Below are 21,920 nucleotides of genomic sequence, written 5' to 3'. Positions count from 1 at the left end.
CCACCAGCAGCAGCCGGGGCCCCCTGGCCGGGAGCAGCGACGTCAGCTCCAGCACCTCGCCTCGCGAGACGGGAAGGCAGGCACCGCCGGCCTCCAGCACGCCCCAGAGCGCGATGACCGCCTCGACCGACGGCTCCAGGCGCAGGGCCACGGGGACTTCGGGCCCCACCCCTTCACGCCGCAGCCGGGCCGAGAGGCCCCGAGCACGCGCGGCCAGCTCACGCCACGTCAGCCGGCGAGGACCGGCGCTGATGGCCACCGCGTCCGGCGTGCGCTCCACCCGGGCCGCGAGCCGCGCCAGCAGGCCCGGCGCGGTGGACTGTTCCACCGAACGCACCGGCAGGCTCCGCTCTTCCTGCGTCGCCAGCGGGAGTCGTGACACCCGCAGCTCCGGGTCCGCGAGCACCGCGCCGAGCAGCGTCTGCAAGTGCCCCGCGAGGACCAAGATGCGCGACTCGTCGTAGAGCTCGGTGGCGTACTCGATGAAGCCGTGGAACGTCCCCTCCGCGCTCTCGTTCAGCAGGAGGGTCAGCTCGCCCAGCGTGGCGCCGAACTGCGCGGGCGTGCCCGGCACCTCCACCAGCTCCATCTCGATGCCCGGCAGGGACGGAGCCGCGGTGGTGACATGCGCATGCAGCACGAGCGCCGCGTCGCAGAGCCGCGAGCGGCCCGGGTCGCGTCCGGACGCCACGATGGGGAGCAGATGCTCGAAGGGCACGTCCTGGTGACTGGACGCGCCGATGGTGACGTCGCGCGCGCGCGCCACCAGCTCGCGGAACGACGGGTCGCCGGATACGTCGGTGCGCAGCGCCATGGCATGGGCCACGAAGCCGATGAGCGGCTCCAGCTCTCCACGGGCGCGGTTGCCCACCGGCGTGCCCACGACGATGTCCTCGCGCCCCGAGTAGCGGACGAGCAGCGACGACAGCGCGGCCAGCAGCGTCATGAAGGGCGTCACGCCTTCGCGGTGGCTGAAGGCGTAGAGCGCGGCGCTCAGCTCGCGCGAGAAGGTCACCGGGAAGCGGGCGCCGCGCAGGCGCGAGTTCGTGCCTCGCGGCCGGTCCGACGCCAGCTCCAGCAAGGGAGGCAGCTCGGCAAGCACCTCACGCCAGTAGGCGTCCTGAGCCGCGAGCGAGCCTCCGGCCAGCGAGCGGCGCTCCCAGGCGGCCGCGTCCACGTACTGCACGGCCAGCTCCGGCAGTGGCGCCGGACGGCCCTCGCGGAAGGACTGGTAGTTCACTGCCGTCTCGCGGAAGAACGCCACCATCGACAGCGTGTCCGACGCGATGTGGTGCACCGTGAGGAGCATCAGGTGCTCCGCGTCCGCCAGTCGCAGCAGCCGGGCCCGGACGATGGGACCGTGCTCCAGGGAGAACGGCAGCACCGCCTCTTCCAGTGCCAGCCGCATCGCCTCGGCCTCGCGGTCTCCGGCGTGTCCTCGCAGGTCCACCACCGGCACCTGGATGCGGACCTCGGCGGTGAAGCGCTGGCGCACGCGGCCGGCTTCCACGGTGTACGTGGCGCGCAGCATCTCGTGCCGGCGGATGACCTCGTTGACGCTCCGCTCCAGCACCTCCACGTCGAGCGGCCCCTTCAGCCGCACCGCGAGGGGCATGTTGAGGGACGGATTGCCCGGGTCGAGCTGCTCCATCCGCCAGACGCGCTCCTGCACGACGGACAGCGGCAGCTCGCCGCCACGGTCGATGCGCACCATCACCTCGGGTGCGCCCGCGCCCGTCGCCGGGAGGGCCTGCTGGAGCATTGCCTCGATGCGCCGGGAGATGCCCGCCACCGTGGGCGCCTCGAACAGCGCGCTCAGCGGGAGCTGCACGGCGAAGGTCTCACGCAGGCGGGTCAGCATCTGCGCCGCCATCAGCGAGTTGCCGCCCAGCTCCAGGAAGTCATCGTCGGGGCCGATGTCCACCGCGCCCAGGCGCTCGCGCCAGATGTCCATGACGCGCTGCTGGATTTCCCCCGCGGACGTGGGGGGCACGGGCAGGGCCGCGGCGGAGAGCGACTCCGCCATCACCGCAATGGCGGACTGGGACTTCGGAGCAGGCACGGCCTGAGCCAGCAACTGCACCGGCTGCGACTCCAGGCGGCAGGGCTTCTCCTCGAACGGGTACGTCGGCAGCGGGACGCGGCGGCGCTTCTCCGCGCCGTGGAACTTCTCCCAGGCCACCTCCACGCCCGCGCTCCACAGGTCGCCCAGCGACTGGAGCAGCCCGCGGTAGTCGCCCTCCGCCGGACGACGGCGCAGCGACGGGACGGCGACCAGCGACTTCTCCTCGCGTGCACGCGGACGGCACAGCGACGTGAGGTCCGTGCCCGGGCCCACCTCCAGCAGGACGGAGCACCCGTCGCCGATGAGCACCTCCAGGCCCGTGGCGAAGCGGACCGGCTGGCGCATCTGCCGGGCCCAGTACGTCGGGTCGGTGGCCTCCTCGGGGCGAATCCATGTGCCGGTGAGGCTGGACACGTAAGGCACTTCCGGGGCCTTGAGGCGCAGCGAGGACACCGCTCGCGCCAGGTCCGGCATCAACGGCTCCACCGCGCTGGAGTGGAACGCGTGCGCCGCGGGCAGGCGCACCACGCCCACGCCCCGGCCGGAGAGCATGGTCTCCAGCCGGGTGATGGCCTCCACGGGCCCGGAGACGACGCACCGCCCCGGACCGTTCACCGCCGCCAGCGCGAGCCCCTCCGTGAGCAGCGGGAGAAGCTCCGCCTCCTCCAGCCCCACCGCGAGCATCGCCCCGGGAGGCATCCGCGCCATCAGCGCGCCTCGCACCACCGCCAGCCGCAGGCCGTCTTCGGGAGACAGCACGCCCGCCACGCAGGCCGCGGCGTATTCGCCGTAGCTGTGCCCCAGCAGTGCATGCGGCTTGATGCCCCAGGACATCCAGAGCCGGGCGAGCGCGTGCTCGACGATGAACAGCGCGGGCAGCGCAACACGAGGGTCCGTCAGCTTCCGGGCCGCGGCCTCCTCCTGGCCGGAGACGGGCAGCACGAGCGCACGCACCTCCGCCGCGAGGGACGGCTCCAACCGGGCGAGCGCCGCGTCCACGTCCTTGCGGAAGCCCGGCTCGGCCGCGTGCAGCTCACGGCCCATGCCCACTGCCTGCGCACCCTGCCCCGGGAAGAGGAAGGCCACGCGGCGGTTGCGGCCGGCCTCCACCGCGGCGTTCTTGCGCAGCCGCTCCGCCAGCTCGGCACCATCCGCCGCCACCACGGCGCGACGGTGCTCGAAGACATGCCGGCCCAGGTTGCGCGTGAAGGCCACGTCCTCCAGCGCGAGCCCTGGCGTGGCCTCCACGTGCGAGGCCAGGTCCTTCGCCATCGCCTCCAGCGCCGACGGCGTGCGTGCGGACAGCGTCACGACATGCAACGGTCGGGAACTCTTCGTGCCCGACTCCACCAGGGGCGCTTCCTCCACCACCACGTGGGCGTTGGTGCCGCCAATGCCAAACGAGCTGACGCCCGCGCGGCGCGGGGACTCTCCGCGCGGCCACGGCTTCAGGGTGGTGTTGACGAAGAAGGGGCTCTTCGCGAAGTCGATCTCCGGATTGGGGCGCTCGAAGTGGAGGCTCGGCGGCAGCTCGCCGTGCTTCAGCGACAGCACCACCTTGATGAGCCCGGCCACGCCCGCCGCGGCGTCCAGGTGTCCCAGGTTCGTCTTGAGCGAGCCGATGGCGACGTCGCCCCTGCGCTCCGTCGTCTTCCGGAACGCACGGGTCAGCGCGGCAATCTCGATGGGGTCCCCGAGCGACGTGCCCGTACCGTGGGCCTCGATGTAGTCGATGTCGTCGCCGCCGAGTCCCGCGTAGGCCAGCGCGTCCGCGATGACCTCCGTCTGGCCCTCGATGCTGGGCGCGGTGTAGCCGACCTTCTGCTGGCCGTCGTTGTTGACCGCGGACGCCTTGATGACCGCGTGGATGTGGTCGCCATCGCGCAGCGCGTCTGCCAGCGGCTTGAGCACCACCACGCCCACGCCGTTGCCCGCCACGGTGCCACCGGCGCGGTGGTCGAAGGCGCGGCAGTGCCCGTCCGGCGAGAAGATGAGCCCTTCCTGATGCAGGTAGCCCGTGCGCTGGGGACTGGCGATGCGCACCGCTCCCGCGAGCGCGATGTCCGACTGCCGCGTCAGCAGACTCTGGCAGGCCATGTGGATGGCCACGAGGCCGGTGGAGCACGCGGTGTAGACGGCAACGCTCTCGCCCCGGAGCTGGAGCTTGAAGGACGCCTTCATCGCCAGGCTCTCCGGGCCGGAGGTGGCCAGGTCCAGCCCGGCGCCCCCGTCCTTGCGGGCCTCGCTCAGCAGCGACAGCAGGTGCCCCGTCGAGCCCGCGCCCGCATACAGCGAGATGCGGCCCTTGTAGCGCGCGGGGTCATATGCCGCGTCTTCCAGCGCCGCCCAGGCGGACTGGAGGAAGAGGCGCTGCTGCGGGTCCATCCACTGCGCCTCGCGCAGCGGGATGTCGAAGAAGCCGTGGTCGAACCGGTCGGCGCCTTCGAGGATGCCGCCGGCGCGGATGAAGCGCGGGTGCTTCCACAGCTCCTCGGGGATGAGCGGCGAGCGCTCCGTCTCCTCCTCGGACCAGAAGGAGATGGACTCCACGCCCTCGCGCAGGTTCCGCCAGAAGTCGCGGAGGTCATTGGCACCGGGGAAGCGCCCCGCCATGCCGATGATTGCGATGTCGTTCCCGGTGTCCTCGGCCTGCATGTCGTCAACCTCAGCCATTGCCGTGATTCCCTCGCCGGCCCTGCCGCCGGATCGCCTGCCGCCGCTGCTGGGCGCGATCCACGTGGGCCTCATTGTCCTGTACGTCCGCCGCCTCGCCGTCCCGCTCCAGGGACATGGCGAAGGCGCGAACCGTGGGGTGCTCGAAGAAGCGCGTCGCCGGGACGTCCCGCTGCAGCGTGTCCCGGAGCAGCGCGCACGCCTTGACCACGGACATGGAGCTGCCGCCCAGGTCCGCGAAGAAGTGGTCCTCCACACCGACGCGCTCCACGCCCAGCACCTTCGCCCACAATTCCGCCACCTGGCGCTCCAGCGCCGTGGTGGGCTCCGCGAAGGTGCTTCCCGCCGGGCGGGCCACGTCGGGCTCCGGCAGCGCCGCCCGGTCCAACTTGCCCACGGGCGTCAGCGGCAGTGCGGCCAGCGGCACCAGCGCCGAGGGCACCATGAACTCCGGCAGCAACTCCGCCAGGAAGGTCCGCAGCACGCGCGGCTCCAGCGTCTCTCCCGGGCGGGGGACGGCGTAGGCCACCAGTCGCTTGCCGCCCGCGGGGTCCGGCTTCGCCACGACGACGGCCTCGGCTACCGCCGGGTGCTTGCGGAGCGCTTCCTCCACCTCGCCCGGCTCCACCCGGTAGCCGCGCACCTTCACCTGCGCGTCGAGCCGCCCGAGGAACTCCAGCGTCCCGTCCTCGCGATAGCGGACCTGGTCACCAGTGCGGTACAGCCGTCCGCCCGCCTCGGGGCCGAACGGATTCGGGATGAAACGCTCGGCCGTCAGCTCCGGCCGCCCGAGGTAGCCCCACGCGAGGCCTTCACCACCGATGAGCAACTCCCCCGGCACGCCGGCCGGGACGGGGCGCAGGCCACCATCCACCACGTACACCCGCGTGTTGGCGATGGGCCGGCCGATGGGCACCGGCCCCTCCGCGATGGAGCCCTCCATCACGTGACAGACAGCGAAGGTGGTGCTCTCGGTGGGGCCGTAGCCATTGACGAGGACGCCACCGCGCGCGAGCCGCTCGCGCACCACGGCCGGAGGTAGCACGTCACCGCCCGCGAGGAGCTGCTTCACCCCGTCCAGCGCGTCCGGCCGGGCAGCGGAGATGGCCTCGAAGAGCGCGGCCGTCAGCCACAGCGTGGTGACACCATGGCGAACCAGCACGTCCTTCAGCGAATCCACCGTGGGCGTCGTGGGCGGGAAGAGGACCAGCTTCGCGCCGTGCAGCAGTGCGCCCCACAGCTCGAAGGTGGCAGCGTCGAAGCAGATGGGTGCGAGCTGGAGGAACACCTCCTCCGGCCCCCAGCGCGCGAAGCGCGAGCCCAGCACCAGCCTCGCCACCGCGCGCTGCGGGATGCAGACGCCCTTGGGCCGCCCGGTGGAGCCGGACGTGTACATGACGTAGGCCAGCGACTCCGCCGGCACCGTCACGCCCGGAGAGGTCTCGGGCTCTCGCGCAATCTCGCTCCAGGACTCGTCCAGCAGCACCACCGTGGCGCTTCCGGAAGGCAGCAGCTCCAGCACGGAGCGCTGGGCGAGCACCACGGGAAGGCGCGTGTCCTCCACCATGAAGGCGAGCCGCTCGCGCGGATACGTGGAGTCCAGCGGCACGTAGGCGCCGCCCGCCTTGAGGATGCCGAGCATCCCCACCACGAGGTCCAGTGAGCGCTGCACGCACAGGCCCACGGGCGTCCCGGGGCCCACGCCACGTCCGCGCAGGTGCCACGCCAGTTGGTTCGCGCGGCGGTCCAGCTCGCCGTAGGTCAGCCGGGCGTCCTCGCACTCGGCGGCGATGGCGTCGGGCGTCCGCGCCGCCTGGGCCTCGAACAGCTCGGAGAGGCAGGCCTCGCGCGGGAAGTCGACCGCGGTGTCGTTCCAGTCCACCAGCAGCCGCTGACGCTCCGCCGTGTCCATCATCGGCAGGTCGCCCACGCGCTGCCCGGCGTCCGCCACCGCGCCCTCCAGCAGCACGCGCAGCTGGGTCATCAGCCGCGAAGCCGTGGCCCGCGTGAAGAGGTCGGCGTCGTATTCCAGCGTGCCCGTGAGTCCGTCCGAGCCGTCGAAGAGCGACAGCGTGAGGTCGAACTTCGCAGTGCCGGAGGCGAGGTCCACCGGGCGCAGGGAGAGTCCCTCGGGCGCGATGTCCGGCCGCGTGCCCTCGTTCAGCGCCAGCACCACCTGCACCAGCGGCGCATGGCTCAAGCTGCGCGGCGGCTGCAGGGCCTCCACCAGCTTCTCGAAGGGCACGTCCTGGTGGGAGTACGCGTCGAGCGTCGTGTCGCGCACGCGTCCGAGCAGCTCGCGGAAGGTGGGGTTGCCTCCCAGCCGCGTGCGCAGCACCAGCGTGTTCACGAAGAAGCCGATGAGGTCTTCGAGGCCCGGGTGGTGACGGCCGGCGATGGGCGAGCCCACGCACACGTCCTCCTGGCCCGACACGCGGGACAGCAAGAGTTGGAAGGCGGCCAGCAGGCCCATGTAGGGCGTGACGCCCTCACGGCGGCAGAGGGCCCGGAAGCTCTCGGACAGCGCGGCCGGCAGGTGGACGCCGAGGGTGTCTCCGCGGAAGCGCTGGAGGCTCGGGCGCGGGAAGTCCGTGGGCAGTTCCAGGACGGGCGGTGCCCCCGCGAGCTGCTGGCGCCAGTACCGCAGCTGCGCATCGAGCGACTCGCCCTGGAGCCACGCGCGCTGCCACACGGCATGGTCCGCGGGCTGGAGCACGGGCTCCGGCAGCGGCGACGGCCGTCCGTGCAGCTCTGCGCCGTACAGCGCGGACAGCTCGCGGATGACCACGCCCAGGGACCAGCCGTCGGAGACGATGTGGTGCAGCGTCAGGACGAGCAGGTGCCGTGTCTCTCCCGTGCGCAGCAACAGCGCGCGGAGGAGCGGCCCTTCGGCCAGGGCGAATGGGCGGCGGGCCTCCTCGGACGCGGCGCGCAGGGCCTCGGCCTCACGCTCGTTCTCGGTGAGGTTGCGCAGGTCCACCACCGGCAGGGAGACAGGCACCTGCGCGTGGATGACCTGCGCCGGCTCGCCCGCGTGGCTCGAGAAGGTGGTCCGCAGCGCTTCGTGGCGGAGGAACAGCGCGGCCAGGGCCCGCTCGAAGGCGGGGACGTCCAGGGGGCCCTCCATCCACGCGGCCCAGGGAACGTTGTAGAGGGCCGTGCCGGGCTGGAGCTGCTCCAGCAGCCACAGTCGCTCCTGCATCGCGGACAGCGGCAGGGCGCGGTCTCTCGGCACGGGGACGATGGGCGGCGGCCGTGTGGCTTCGGAGGACTGACGGGCCGCGCGGATGCGCTCCGCCAGCCGGCCCACCGTCGGCTCCTCGAAGAGTTCCTTCAGCGAGAGGGACACGCCGAACGTGGCCTGGATTCGCGCGACGACGCGCGTGGCCAGCAGTGAGTGCCCACCCAGGTCGAAGAAGCTGTCGTAGGCCCCGACGCGCGGGACGCCGAGCAGCTCGCCGAAGAGTCCCGCGACCAGCTCCTCCTCGGGCCCACGAGGTGCGGTGGAGCGCGCGGACGGCTCCTCCGTGGACTCGAAGCGCGAGGGCTCCGGCAACGCGCGCCGGTCCAGCTTGCCGTTGGGCGTGAGGGGCAGGCGCTCCAGCATCATGAAGACGGAGGGCACCATGTACGCGGGCAGGTGCTCGGTGAGGAAGGCACGCAGGTCCGAGGAACTGGCGCCGTCCGCCGAGGGAACCACGTACGCCACGAGGCGCCGCGAGCCGCCCACGGCATCCTCGCGCGCGAGCACGGCGGCCTGCCGCACCGCCGGGTGCCGCTGCAGCGCCGCTTCGACCTCGCCCGGCTCCACGCGGAAGCCGCGCACCTTCACCTGCGTGTCCACGCGTCCGACGAAGGATACCTCGCCGTCCGGCAGGAGGCGGACGCGGTCGCCCGTCCGATACAGCCGCGCTCCCGGCGTCGTGCTGAACGGATGTGGCACGAAGCGCTCCGCCGTCAGCTCCGGCCGGCCGAGGTAACCCCAGGCCAGTCCGTCCCCTCCGAGCCATAGCTCCCCCACCCCGCCCGGCGGCACCGGCGCCATGGCCTCGTCGAGCACGTATTGCTCCGTGTTCGCGAGCGGCCGGCCGATGGGAATCGTCGTCGCACCCTCCGGTACTTCGGTGACGAGGTGCCACGTGGAGAAGGTGGTGCTCTCCGTGGGGCCATAGGCGTTGAGCAGCCGCTCGGGTGGGCCGTCGCGGAGGACCTGGCGCACCGGCCTCGGGTCCACGGCCTCGCCTCCGACCTGGAGCTGCCGCACTCCACGGAAGGCGTCCGGCACCTCGGCCGCGACCTGGTTGAACCACGCCGTGGTGAGGAAGAGGACTCGGATGCCCTCCTGCCGCAGCCACGCGGCGAACGCCGTCGGAGCAAGCGCAGTCTCGCGGTCCACGCCCACCAGCCGCGCGCCGTTGAGCAGCGCGCCCCAGACTTCGAAGGTGGCCGCGTCGAACGAGGCGTTGGACGCCTGCGCCACGCGGTCCTCCGGCTGCCACTGGATGAAGTCCGTTTCGACAACGAGGCGAACCACGGCCCGGTGGGGCACGCAGACGCCCTTGGGCGTGCCGGTGGAGCCGGAGGTGTAGATGACGTAGGCCGCGTCCTCCGCGCCTGCGCCTGACTCTGGAGCCGTCGTCGGCATCCCTTCGAGCGCGCCCTCCCCGTCCAGCGCGAGCACCCGCACGCCTTCCGCGGGCAGTGCGTCCCGAAGCCGCTCGTGCGTGAGCAGCACCGGCGCTCCCGCGTCCGCGAGCATCCACGCGAGCCGCTCACGGGGATACGCAGGGTCCAACGGCACGTAGGCGGCGCCCGCCTTGAGGATGCCGAGCATTCCCACGACGAGGTCCGCGGAGCGCTCCACGCAGAGGCCCACGGTGGCGCCCCGTCCGGCGCCGAGCGCCCGGAGCCGGTGCGCCAGCCGATTCGCCCTCTGCTCGAGCTCCGAATAGGTGAGCACGGTGCCGCCGTAGACCACCGCGACGGCCTCGGGCGTCCGTGAGGCCTGGGCGTCGAACAGCGCGTGCACCGAGCGCTCACGCGGGTACCCAGTGCGCGTGGCGTTCCATTCCACCAGCACCCGCTGGCGCTCGGCCTCGGAGAGGAGGGACACGTCACCGAGCCGCTGCTCTGGCTCGGCAATCATCCCGCGCAGCAGCGTCCGCCAGTGCTCCAGGAGCTTCGAGGCGGCCGCGCCCTGGACGCGGTCCGTGCGGTACTGCAACTTCAGCCGGAGCGCGCGGCCCGGCAGGGCCACGGCGGTCAGCGGGTAGTGCGTGCGCTCGAAGATCTCGACGTCGCGAAGCTCCAGCCCGGCCGCGCCACGTGCGAGCGCCGCGTCCACCGGGTAGTTCTCGAACACGAGCAGGCTCTCGAACAGGGGCGTGCCCCGGGGCACCTCGCTCCAGCCCTGGAGCTGCGTCAGCGGGACGTGGTCGCGCTGCCCCAATTCCATCAGCACGCCGTGGAGCTCACGCAGCCACGGCAGGAGCTTCGCCTGATGGCGCACCCGCGCGCGGACAGGAAGCGAGTGGATGAACAACCCCACAGCCTCATCGATGCCCGGCACCTCCGCCGACCGGCCCGCGAGCGTCGTCCCGAAGACGACGTCCGTCCCGCCGCCGTATCGCGACAGCAGCAGTGCCCACGCGCCGTGCGCCAGCGTGCTCGGCGTCAGCCCATGGCGCCGCGCGAAGTCCTGGAGCGCGACGGTGTCCGCCTCGGCCAGGGACACCTCACACTCACCCGAGCCACGAGCGTCCGGAGTGCCGCCCTCCGCCGGCAGCGGCGTCGGCGCGTCGAGGCCCGCGAGCTGGTCACGCCAGAAGGCCTCGTCCTGATCCGGGTTCCGATGCTTCAGCCACTCGACGTAGGCGCGGAAGTCCACGACGGCGCGGGGCTGCCACGTACCTCCGCGCGCGAGCACGGCGTACGCGTCCAGCACCTCGCTCAGCACGCGGGCCAGGCTCCAGCCGTCCAGCAGCAGGTGGTGGAAGCTCCAGACGAAGCGCCAGGCGCCCTCCTCCAGCCGGATGACCGACAGGCGCATCAGTGGGGCGCGGGCCAGGTCGAAGCCCTTCGCGCGGTCCTCGCGCAGGAAGGACCGCAGCGACGTTCGCTGCTCCTCGGGGGGAACACCGCGCCAGTCCAGCTCCTGCCAGGGAAGCGTCACGTGCGCGCGCACCACCTGGAGCGGAGCTTCCAATCCGTCATGGAGGAACGACGTGCGGAGCGCGGAGTGGCGCTCCACCACGGCGACCCAGGCGTTCCGGAGCGCGTCCACGTCGAGCGGCCCGGCGAGCGTCCAGCTCAACTGCTCGAAGTACGCCTCCGTGCCGGGCTCCAGCAGCACCTGGAACAGGAGCCCGTGCTGGAGCGACGATAGCGGGTGGCGCTCCTCGGCCGTCGCCACGGAGTCCGCGAGCTTCGCCAGTGCGCCCGCGCAGTCTCGCGCGAGGGCCTCGATGGTCTCCCGGGCATGCAACGCCTCGCTGTAGTGCCACGCCAGCTCCAGCCGCCCGCCGACTCCGCGTGCCACCACCTCCAGGACATGGCTCCGGAGTCCACGCGTTCCCTGGGAAGGCCCGGTGGACTCCGAGGCCAGCGTGAACAGCGACAACTCACGAGCACCCGCGTCGAGCTGACCGAGGTAGTTGAAGAGGACCTCGGAAGAGGACACCTGTACGGCCTCGTCCTCGCGGCGCAGGTAGCGCAACAGGCCATGGCCGAGACCCCGCCCCGCGCGCCGTTCACGCGCGGAGCGGACCGACTCCAGCGCCGCCATGGGTTCAACGGAGTCCGGCAGCTCCAACCGCACCGGATAGAGCGCGGTGAACCAACCCACCGTGCGCGAGAGGTCCACGTCTTCGAACAGTTCCTCGCGCCCGTGTGACTCCACGTCGATGTGCAGCCGGCGTTGTCCCGTCCAATGGGCCAGGGCCTTCACGACACCTGCGAGGAGGAGGTCATCCACGCCACCGCGTGCACCGCGAAGCAGCGCGCGCGTCACCTCGGGCTCCAGCACCACCGTGACGGTGCGCTCCGTTCCCTGGGTGTTCACTCCACCTGGCAGGTCCCTGGGGAGCGCGGCCACGTCCGCGGCCTCTTCCCGCCAGAACGGCAGCTCGTCCGCCACCGCCGGAGAGGCCGCATGCAGCTCCAGCCGCCTCGCCCAGGACTGGAAGGACGTCGTCTTCGCCGGGAGCACCACGGGCACGCCCCGGCCTGCCTGTCTCACCGCTGTCTCCAGGTCCTCCAGCAGCACACGCCAGGAGACGCCGTCCACCGCCAGGTGGTGGATGACCAGCAGCAGCCGGCCCGTCCTCCCCGCGCCCCGGTCGAACAGCACCGCGCGCAGGAGGAGCCCTTCGCCCAGGTCCAGTCCGGACTGGGTCTCCGTGGCGACGCGCTCCAGCTCGCGGGAATGCTCGGCCTCGGGAAGCGCGGACAGGTCCACCCGACGCAGCGGCACATCGCGACCAGGCTCCGCGCACGACTGCTCCCAGGCTCCGAGGCCCCGCGTCAGCCGCAGCCGGAGCGCGTCGTGGTGGTCCACCACGGCCCGCAGCGCCCGCGCGAGCGCCTCCGTACCGACGGGCTCCCGCAACTCCAGCAGCAGGGCCTGATTGAAGTGGTGCGTCTCGGGCAGCTCCCGCTCCAGGAACCAGCGCTGGATGGGCGTGAACGGCACGGGCCCCACCACCGGGCCCTGCTCCTCCGCCCTCCGGCCGCGCACCACCACCTGGGCCAGCCCGGCCACCGTCGGGTGCTGGAAGAGCTGCCGCGCCGTGAGGTGCAGGCCCGCCTGCCGGGCCCGGGCGATGACCTGCAACGCGAGGATGGAGTCGCCGCCCAGCTCGAAGAAGCGGTCATTCACGCCGACGCGCTCCACACCCAGCACACCCGCCCAGATGCGCGCGAGCTGATGCTCCAGCTCTCCGCGCGGCTCCACGAAGTCAGCCCCTCCGCGAGCCGTACCCCGCTCCGGAGCGGGAAGCGCTCGCCGGTCCAGCTTTCCGCTGGGCGACAGCGGGAGCGCATCGAGCGCGACGAAGGTCGACGGCACCATGTGCTCGGGCAGCCGCTCGGAGAGGAACGTCCGCAGGTCGGAGCCTGAAATGCCCACGACGTAGGCTACGAGCCTCCGGTCCCCCGGCACGTCCTCGCGCACCGCCACGGCCGCCGCGCGGACGCCCGGGTGCTGCGACAACACGGCTTCAATCTCTCCCAGCTCGATGCGGAAGCCACGCACCTTCACCTGGTCGTCCAGCCGGCCCAGGTATTCGAGGGCCCCGTCCGCCAGGAAGCGCGCCTTGTCGCCGGTGCGGTACAGCCGTCCCCCCGACACGGGGGAGAACGGATCCGGAATGAATCGCTCCGCCGTCAGCTCGGGCCGCCGCCAATAGCCACGCGCGAGGGGCTCGCCGCCGATGTACAGCTCGCCGGCCACACCTGGCGGCACCGGACGCAGGCGCGCATCCAGCACGTACATCCGCGCGTTGGCGATGGGCCGGCCGATGGGAACGAGCGGGCGCCGGTCCTCGCGGACACAGGCCCACGCCGTCACGTCCACCGCGGCCTCCGTGGGGCCGTAGAGATTGTGAAGCTCCGCGCCCAGTCGCGAGAAGAAGCGGTCGCGCAAGTCCGACGGTAGTGCTTCCCCGCTGCAGAAGACACGGCGCACGCTGGCGCAGGACTCCGCCAGCCCGGGCTCTTCCACGAAGGGCCGGAGCATGGACGGCACGAAGTGCAGCGTGGTGATGCGCTCGCGCGAGATGACGTCGGTCAGGTACGCCGGCTCGCGGTGCCCGCCGGGCTTCGCCATCACCAGCCGCGCGCCGGTGAGCAGCGGCCAGAAGAACTCCCAGACGGAGACGTCGAAGCTGAACGGAGTCTTCTGGAGGACGCGGTCGCTCGCGTCCAGGCCGTACGCCTCCTGCATCCAGCGCAGCCGGTTGCAGATGGCCGCGTGCGAGTTCATCGCGCCCTTCGGCCGCCCCGTGGAGCCCGACGTGTAGATGACGTAGGCGAGCCCCGCACCGTCCACGGTGACAGGGGGCCGGTCCTCGCGCTCGCGAGCCACCGCCTCCCAGTCCGAGTCCAGGCACACCACCGCCGCGTCCCCACGAGGGAGCCCCGACGCGAGCCGGGCCTGCGTGAGCAGCACCGGCGCCGCGGCGTCCGCGAGCATGTACTCCAGCCGCTCGCGCGGATACTCGGGGTCCAGCGGCACGTAGGCCGCGCCGGCCTTGAGGATTCCGAGCAACCCCACGACCAGCTCCAGGGAGCGCTCCGCGCACAGCGCCACCAGGCGATCCGGCCCCACGCCCCGGGCGCGCAGGTGCCACGCGAGCTGATTCGCCCGGCGGTCCAGCTCGCGATAGGTGAGCGACGAGCCCTCGAAGCCCACCGCCACCGCGTCCGGCGTGCGGTCCGCCTGTGCCTCGACGAGTCGGTGGAGGACGTCACCGTCCGCACGGGGCCGCGCGGTGTCGTTCCACTCCACGAGCACCCACTGCCGCTCCGCCGGCGTCAGCAGCACCAGGTCGTGCACGCGCTGCTCCGGCTCGCGCACCGCGCCCTCGAGCAGGGCCCGGAAGTGCCCGAGCAGCCGGGAGGCCGTGTCCGGCTCGAACAGGTCGGTGCTCAGCTCCAGGGTCGCCGCGAAGCCGTCGGGCGTGTCCGTGAGCATGAGTCGCAGGTCGAACTTGGCCGTGCGGCTCTCCTGCTCCTGCACGCGCAGCCGCAGGCCCGGCAGGGAGAGCTCCGGCAGCGGGTCCTCCTGCAGCACCAGCATCGCCTGGAAGAGCGGGCTGCGCCCCAGATCACGCTCGGGCGCAAGCGCCTTCACCAGCTCCTCGAAGGGCGCGTCCTGGTGCGCGAAGGCGCCCAACACGGTCTCCCTCGCGCGGCCCACGAGCTCGCGGAACGTCGGCGCTCCGTCGAGCGACACCCGGAGCACGAGCGTGTTGACGAAGCAGCCGATGAGCCCTTCGACCTCGGTGCGGTCGCGGCCCGCGGTGGGCGTGCCCACGCACAGGTCGTCCTGACCGCCATGGCGGGACAGCAGCGCGGAGAAACCCGCGAGCATCACCATGAACGGCGTGGCCCCCTCATGCCGCGCCAGCGCCTTCAACTGCCGGGACAGCTCCGTGCCCAGCAGCGTGCTCCGGCTCGTCCCCTGGCTGCTCCGCACGGCGGGGCGTGGGTGGTCCGTGGGCAACTCCAGGGCCCGAGGCGCACCATCCAGTCGCGCCCGCCAGTACGCGAGCTGCGACTCCAGTGCGTCCCCGCGCAGCCACTCGCGCTGCCACGAGGCGAAGTCCACGTACTGCACCGCCGGCTCGGGCAGCGGCGAATCACGACCCGCGGAGAAGACTCGGTAGAGCGCCGCCACCTCGCGCACCAGCACGCCGAGGGACCACCCGTCCGACACGAGATGGTGCAGCACGATCAGCAGCACGTGCTCGCGCGCGTCCAGGTGGAACAACATCGAACGCAGCGGCGGGCCCGACGCGAGGTCGAACGAGCGCAGGGACTCCTCCCCCACCCGCCGTTCAACCTCGGCCGGCCGGGCAGCGCCGGGGAGCGCCGTCAGGTCCACCCGCGCCAGCGCGAGCCGGACGTCGGGGGAGAGGCGCTGGACGGCCCTGCCATCCTCGTCGCGGAAGATGGCGCGGAGGATGGCGTGGCGCCGGATGACCTCGCGCAGGCAGCGCTCCAGCACCGCCACATCGAGCGCCCCGTCCACGCGCACCACCACCGCCTCGTTGTACGCGGCGCCGCCCGGCTCGAGCTGCTCCAGGAACCACAACCGCTGCTGCGCGAAGGACAGCGGCAGCGCGCCCTCGCGGGAACGAGGCACCAGCGGTGGCACCCGGGACACCACGCGCGGAAGCACCTCGAGCCTCGCGGCGAGTGCCGCCGGGGTGGCCGCTTCGAACAGCTCGCGCAGCGGAAGGTCCACGCCAAAGGACTCGCGGAGCCGCGACGCGGCCCGGGTGGCGAGCAGCGAGTGCCCGCCCAGTGCGAAGAAGTCGTCCTCCGCTCCGACGCGCGGAACGCCCAGCAGCGAAGACCACAGCTCCGCCACGCGCCGCTCGGTCTCCGTCCGGGGCTCGACGTACTCGCGGGCCGTGGCCCGCACGCCCTCGGGCGCCGGGAGCGCCTTGCGGTCCACCTTGCCATTCGGCGTCAGCGGGAACGCGTCCAGCGATACGACATTCGACGGCACCAGGTGCTCGGGCAGGGAGCGCCGCGCGAAGGTCCGCAGCAGGTCCTCGGATAGCGTCGCGTCGGGCCGGGGAACGACGTACGCCACCAGGCGCGCGCTCCCGGGCACGTCCTCCCGTGCCACCACCACCGCCTGCCGCACACCAGGGTGCCGCGCGAGGACGGCTTCAATCTCCCCCGGCTCCACGCGGAAGCCACGGACCTTGAGCTGGTGGTCCACGCGCCCCAGGAACTCCACCGTGCCGTCTGCCCTCCAGCGCGCGCGGTCTCCCGTCCGGTACATCCGCGCCCCGGCATGGCCGCCATACGGATCCGACAGGAAGCGCTCGGCGGTCAGCTCCGGCCGGGCGTGATAGCCGCGTGCCACACCCGCGCCGCCGATGAACAGCTCACCGGGAACGCCCACGGGCGTCGGCCGCAGCTCCGCATCCAGGACGTAGAGCGAGGTATTCGCAATGGGCGTCCCGATGGGGACCGGCCCCGACTCCTGGCCCACCTGGTGCGTGGACGACCAGATGGTGGTCTCCGTGGGGCCGTACATGTTGAGCAGCGCCCCGCCCACGGTGTCCCGCAGCCGCGCCGCCAGCTCCACCGGGAGCGCCTCGCCGCCCACCAGCATCCGCTCCAGGCCCGCGAGCGCGCCCGTCGCGTCGGGCTCCAGCAGCAGCGCCTGCGCGAGCGAAGGCGTCACCTGGAGGTGCGTGACGCCGTGCCGCCGCAACTGCGCGGGCACCGCTCCGCCGTCACGGCCCTGGAGCATGAAGTCGCGCTCGCAGCGCTGCCGCACGGCATCCAGCGCGGGCAGGTGGGCCAGCACCGTGTCCGTGTCCACGCCGAAGTCGATGAGGCACGCCACCTCGTCCACGCCGAGCGCGTCGATGCGGGCAATCTGCTCACGGCACGAGCGCGGGGTACCGAAGAGGCCGCCGCTCTCGAAGAAGCGCGAGAAGGCCCGCTCCACCAGCGCGTCCAGGTCCTCCGGACGAACGGACTTCGGGTCCAGGTCCACGCCAAGCGTGCGCCCCAGCCCCCGCATCAGGTCCGCGGAGCTGGTGAGGTAGCGGCGCAGCGGCCCCTCCACCGTCTCACGCACGCGCTCCACGTCATGCCCAACGAAGGTGTGGAGCATCAGCGTCACGTGGCCATCGCCCGGGTGGCCGGCTTCGCGCCACGCCTCGCGGTAGAGGGTGATACGCTCGCGCAATTCCTCCCAGCGCTGGCCGAGCAGGTGCGTGAGCACGCCCGCGCCCATGCGTCCCGCGTCGCGGAAGGTGTCCGGGTTGCCGGCGGCGGTGAGCCAGATGGGCAGCTCGCGCTGCACCGGGCTGGGACGGATGCGGACCTCGACGGGAGCACCGGTGCCGTTGGGCAGTTGCACCGCGTCGCCGCGCCAGAGCCGGCGCACGAGGTCCAGGTCGCGCCGGGCCTCCTCGCGGCGCTCCGCGTACCGCTCGGGCGCGAGCACGAAGTCATCCGCGTGCCAGCCCGCGGCCACGGAGATGCCCACGCGCCCGTTCGACAGGTTGTCGACGAAGGACCACTCCTCCGCCACGCGCACCGGGTGGTGCAGCGGGAGGACGACGCTGCCGGCGCGGACGTCCACGCGCTGGGTGACGGCGGCGACCGCCGCGCTCGTCAGCGCCGGGCTGGGGTAGAGCCCGCCAAAGGTATGCAGGTGCCGCTCGGGGGTCCACACGGCCTCGAAGCCATGGCTGTCCGCGAAGCGGGCGCCCTCCATCAGCAGCCGGTACCGCTCCGCGCCCGGAGTCACGTCATCCGCGGCGAAGTAGAAGAGGCTGAAGCCCAGGGGCTTGCGGCGCGCGGCGGTCGCCCGGCGCGGAGCCGCGGCCAGGGCGCCCTGCTCTCCCTGCACGGCGACCTTGAAGCCTCGCGACAACGTCCAGAGCAGCTCCAGCACGGAGATGTCGAAGGACACGCTCGTCACCGCGAGCCACGTCCCCGGCGTGGCGCCCACGCGTGCATCCATGCCGGTGAAGAAACTGGAGACGTTGCGGTGCGGAATCAGCACGCCCTTGGGCCGCCCGGTGGAGCCGGACGTGTAGAGGACGTAGGCGAGGTTGTCGGGCCCCACGCCGCAGGCGGGAGGCGCCTCCGCCTCGTCGGGACCGCTGGGAGGATCCACCAGCACCACGGCGCGCCCACCGGACTGGAACGCCGACGCAAGGTGCCGGTGCGCGAGCACCACGGGCGCCGCCGCGTCCTCCAGCATGAGCGCCAGCCGCGCCTCGGGGTACGACGGGTCCAACGGCAGGTACGCGCCGCCCGCCTTGAGGATGCCCAGCAGGCCCACCACCAGGTCCACCGAGCGGTCCGCGCAGAATCCGACCACGCACTCCGGCCCCACGCCCTGCTCGCGCAGGCGCCACGCCACCGCGTTGGCCCGCCGGTTCAGCGCGCCCCACGTGAGCTCCACGTCCCCGCAGACCACGGCCACCGTCTCCGGCGAGCGCGCGGCCCGGGCCTCGATGAGCGTGTGGATGCACGCTTCCTCGAAGTCCGTGCGCGTGTCGTTCCAGTCCACCAGCACCTGACGCCGCTCGGACTCCGGGAGGAGCGGAAGCGCGGAGATGCGCTCATCGGGATTGACGGCAACGGCCTCCAGCAACACCTGGAGCCGCTGCGCCATCCGGTGGGCGGTGGGCGCGTCGAAGAGGTCCGTGGCGTACTCGAGCCACCCCTCCAGGCCGCTCGCGCCCCTCGCGAGGGAGAGCGTCAGGTCATAGGGCGTGGCGCCGGGGTCGACCTCCACGCGGCGGGCGTCCAGCCCTGGCAGCGCGAGCGCCGCACCAGGCTCCGGCTGGAGCACGAACAGCACCTGGAACAGCGGCGCGCGGGAACGGTCCCTCGCGGGCTGCACGGCATCCACCAGTCGCTCGAACGGGACACCCCGATGCGCGAACGCCTCGAGCGTGGCTTCGCGCGTGCGCCCCAGCAGCTCACGGAAACGCGGCGCACCGGCCAGCGAGCCCCGGAGGACGAGCAGGTCGAGGAAGCACCCAATCAGTCCTTCCAGCCCAGCCCGCTCCCTTCCATTGACGGGAGTGCCGATGCAGAGGTCGTCCTGTCCCGAGTGGCGCGACAGCAGCACCTGGAAGGCCGCGACCAGCGTCATGAAGAGCGTGGCGCCCTCACCCCGGCCGAGTGCCTCCAGCCGGGCCGTGAGGACCTCGGGAACGTGCAGTGGAATCCGGGCGCCTCCGTAGGACGGCACGGGCGGGCGCGCATGGTCCGTCGGAAGCTCCAGCGCCGCCGGAGCCCCCGCCAGTCGCTGCTTCCACCACTCCATCGACGCGGCGCTCGCGGCGTCCTCGTCGCGCTCGCGGCGCCAGCGCACGAAGTCCGGGTACTGGAACGGCAGCGGCGGCAGCGAAGCCTCGGCCTGGGAGGAGAAGGCCGCATAGAGCGCGCTCAGCTCGCGCGCCAGGACGGTGAAGGAGCCGCCATCCGAGACGATGTGGTGCAGCACCACGACGAGCAGGTACTCGTGCGTGTCGAGGCGAAGCAGCGTGAGCCGGAGCAGCGGCCCCCGCGCGAGGTCGAACGGAGCGCGAGCCTCCTCCCGCGCCAGCCGGAGCGCCGCCGCCTCGCGCTCCGCTGGGGTCTCGCGAAGGTCCACGCGTCGAATCGAGGGCGACAGCCCGGGCGGCATGAGCTGCGAGGGCGTGCCGTCCTCCTCGCGGAACGTGGCTCGAAGGACGGCGTGCCGGCCCGCGATGGCCGCGAAGGCGCGCTCCAGCGCGTCCTCGTCCAGCGCCCCGCTGAGCCGCACCGCCGCGGGCAGGTGGTACGCCGGACTGCCGGCATGGAGCTGCTCGAAGAGCCACAGCCGCTGCTGCGCGGACGTGAGCGGAGCCGGGCGCGCATCGTCACCATGGACCAGCGCCGGAACGGCCGCCGCGCCGCGAGCCTCGAAGAGCGTGCGCGCGAGCGCCTCCACGGTGGGGCCCTGGAGCAGGACCTCCATGCGGAGCACGGTGCCCAGGGACTCGAGGTCGTTCGACAGCTCGACGGCACCCAGCGAGTCCAGGCCGAAGGACGTGATTGGCACGTCGCGCGCCAGCGACTCCCGAGGGACGCGGAGCCGGCCGGCGATGCGCGACAGCAGCCACGTCTCCAGCTCCTCGACGGTGGTCGGCTGCGTGGGCGCGACGGGAGCAACGGCGGGCGCGCTCCCCTCCCCCGCATCCGACTCGCTCCACGTCATCACCGCCCGGGCCGTCCCGGCGAGCAGCTCCGCGCGGCAGGCACGGCGCTGAATCTTCCCGCTGGACGTCTTGGGCAGGGCACCGGGCTCGATGAGGACGAGCGTGTGGAGCTGCACCTCGTGCGCCTCGGAGAGGCCCCGGCGCACGGCGGCCACCACTTCTTCCGGCGTCCACGGCTTGCGCGTGTCCACCTCGTACATCACCGCGAGCCGCTCCTCGCCCGCCACCTCGATGGAGAACGCGGCGCCGCAGCCAGGCCGGAGCGCGGAGTGGCTTCGCTCCAGCGACAGCTCCAGGTCCTGCGGGTGCAGGTTGCGCCCGCGCAGGATGATGAGGTCCTTGCGCCGGCCCACGACGAACAGCTCGCCGTCGCGCAGCAGGCCCAGATCTCCCGTGCGCAGGAAGCGCTTCCCACTCGCGTCGTCCGCGAGCGTCGCGCCGAAGGCCGCCTCGCTCTCCTCGGGCCGCTCCCAGTAGCCATGCGCGACGCTCGGGCCGGAGACCCAGACCTCGCCCACCCGCTCCGGCGGGCACGGACGGCGCGTCTCCGGGTCCACGACGAGCAGCGTCTGGTCCGGCATCGCCCCACCGCACCCGACCAGCGGGCGCGAGCCGGGCCCCTCGACAACCTCCACGGCCTCGTTGCGCTCCAGGGCCGCCGCGTCCCAGGTGCGCGTGAGCACGCCCTCGCCCTTGCGCCCACCCGAGGCAATCAACGTTCCCTCGGCGAGGCCGTAGCAGGGATACAGGGCTCCGCCCTGGAACCCGGCGGGAGCGAACGCCTCGGTGAAGCGCGACATCACCTCCGGGCGGATGGGCTCGGCGCCGCAGAAGGCCAGCTCCCACCGGCGCAAGTCGAGCCCCTCGCGCTCACCGGGTGGAACCTTCCGCACGCACAGGTCGAAGGCGAAGCAGGGACCGCCGCTGATGCTGCCGCCGAAGCGCGAGAGCGCCTCCAGCCAGAAGCGCGGGCGCCGCAGGAAGGCGAGCGGCGACATGAGCGCCACGGGGAAGCCCGCGTACAGCGGCTGCAGGACACCGCCGATGAGTCCCATGTCGTGGTACGGCGGCAACCAGATGACGCCCACGCTGTCGTCGCGCACTTCGAACGCGTGGGAGATCAACCCCAGGTTGTGCAGCAGGTTGCCGTGGCTGAGCTGCACGCCCTTCGGGTCACCGGTGGAGCCCGACGTGTACTGGAGGAACGCCAGCGTGTCCCACGCGGGCTCCGGGCGCTTCCACCCCGACTCCGTGCCCTCGGGGAGCGCATCCGTCGCCACCCAGCGCAGCGCGGCCAGCTCCGGCGCCCCCTCGAAGAGCCCCTCCCCCATCTCCTGGATGAAGGACGTGGTGAGCACGACGCTCGCGCGCGCGTCGCGGATGATGGCGCGCAGGCGAGGCAGCGTCCGCTCCAGCCGCATGGGGTCCGGCGGGTACGCGGGTACGGCCACCAGCCCGGCGTACAAGCAGCCGAAGAAGCCCGCGACGTACTCCAGGCCCGGCGGGTAGAGGAGCACCGCCCGCTCGCCCGCCTTCGCCAGCGTCTGCAGCGCCGCGCCGATGCGACGGGCGCGCAGGTGCAGGCCCGCGTAGCTCAGGACGGCGTCATCACCGCCGTCCTCCAGGAAGGTGTAGAGCGTCCGCTCGCCGAGCGAGCCAGCGCGGGTTTCGAGCAGCTCCAGAAGGGTCGCAGCCGGGGGGGTTCGCGCGAGCGGAAGGGACAT

At 72.6% G+C, this 21,920-nt stretch carries 2 protein-coding genes (1 of these 2 running past the window's edge); both read right to left on the bottom strand.

Translation table 11 applies throughout. The features are described from left to right. Positions 1-4,738, bottom strand: partial view of a non-ribosomal peptide synthetase/type I polyketide synthase gene (locus OV427_RS45190; protein ID WP_324290034.1) — the beginning only. The gene continues 9,842 nt to the left of window position 1, outside the view; 4,738 of the gene's 14,580 nt are visible here — the first part of the coding sequence; it begins with the start codon at positions 4,736-4,738; its stop codon lies off the left edge, out of view. Continuing rightward, the gene (locus tag OV427_RS45185; RefSeq protein WP_267862441.1) at positions 4,731-21,920 is read right to left on the bottom strand and encodes a non-ribosomal peptide synthase/polyketide synthase; all 17,190 of its coding nucleotides are present in this window, start codon (positions 21,918-21,920) and stop codon (positions 4,731-4,733) included. The genes OV427_RS45190 and OV427_RS45185 overlap by 8 nt, the downstream gene beginning before the upstream one ends.

Origin of the sequence: Pyxidicoccus sp. MSG2 (assembly GCF_026626705.1) — a bacterium.
Taxonomy (GTDB): Bacteria; Myxococcota; Myxococcia; order Myxococcales; family Myxococcaceae; genus Myxococcus.
Note: the sequence above shows the minus strand (reverse complement) of the source record. Positions and strands in the feature narration are given on the sequence as shown.

Bases quoted from the DNA above. Each gene is read 5' to 3' on its own strand.
- OV427_RS45185 (WP_267862441.1), bottom strand. From the start codon at position 21,920: ATGTCCCTTCCGCTCGCGCGAACCCCCCCGGCTGCGACCCTTCTGGAG.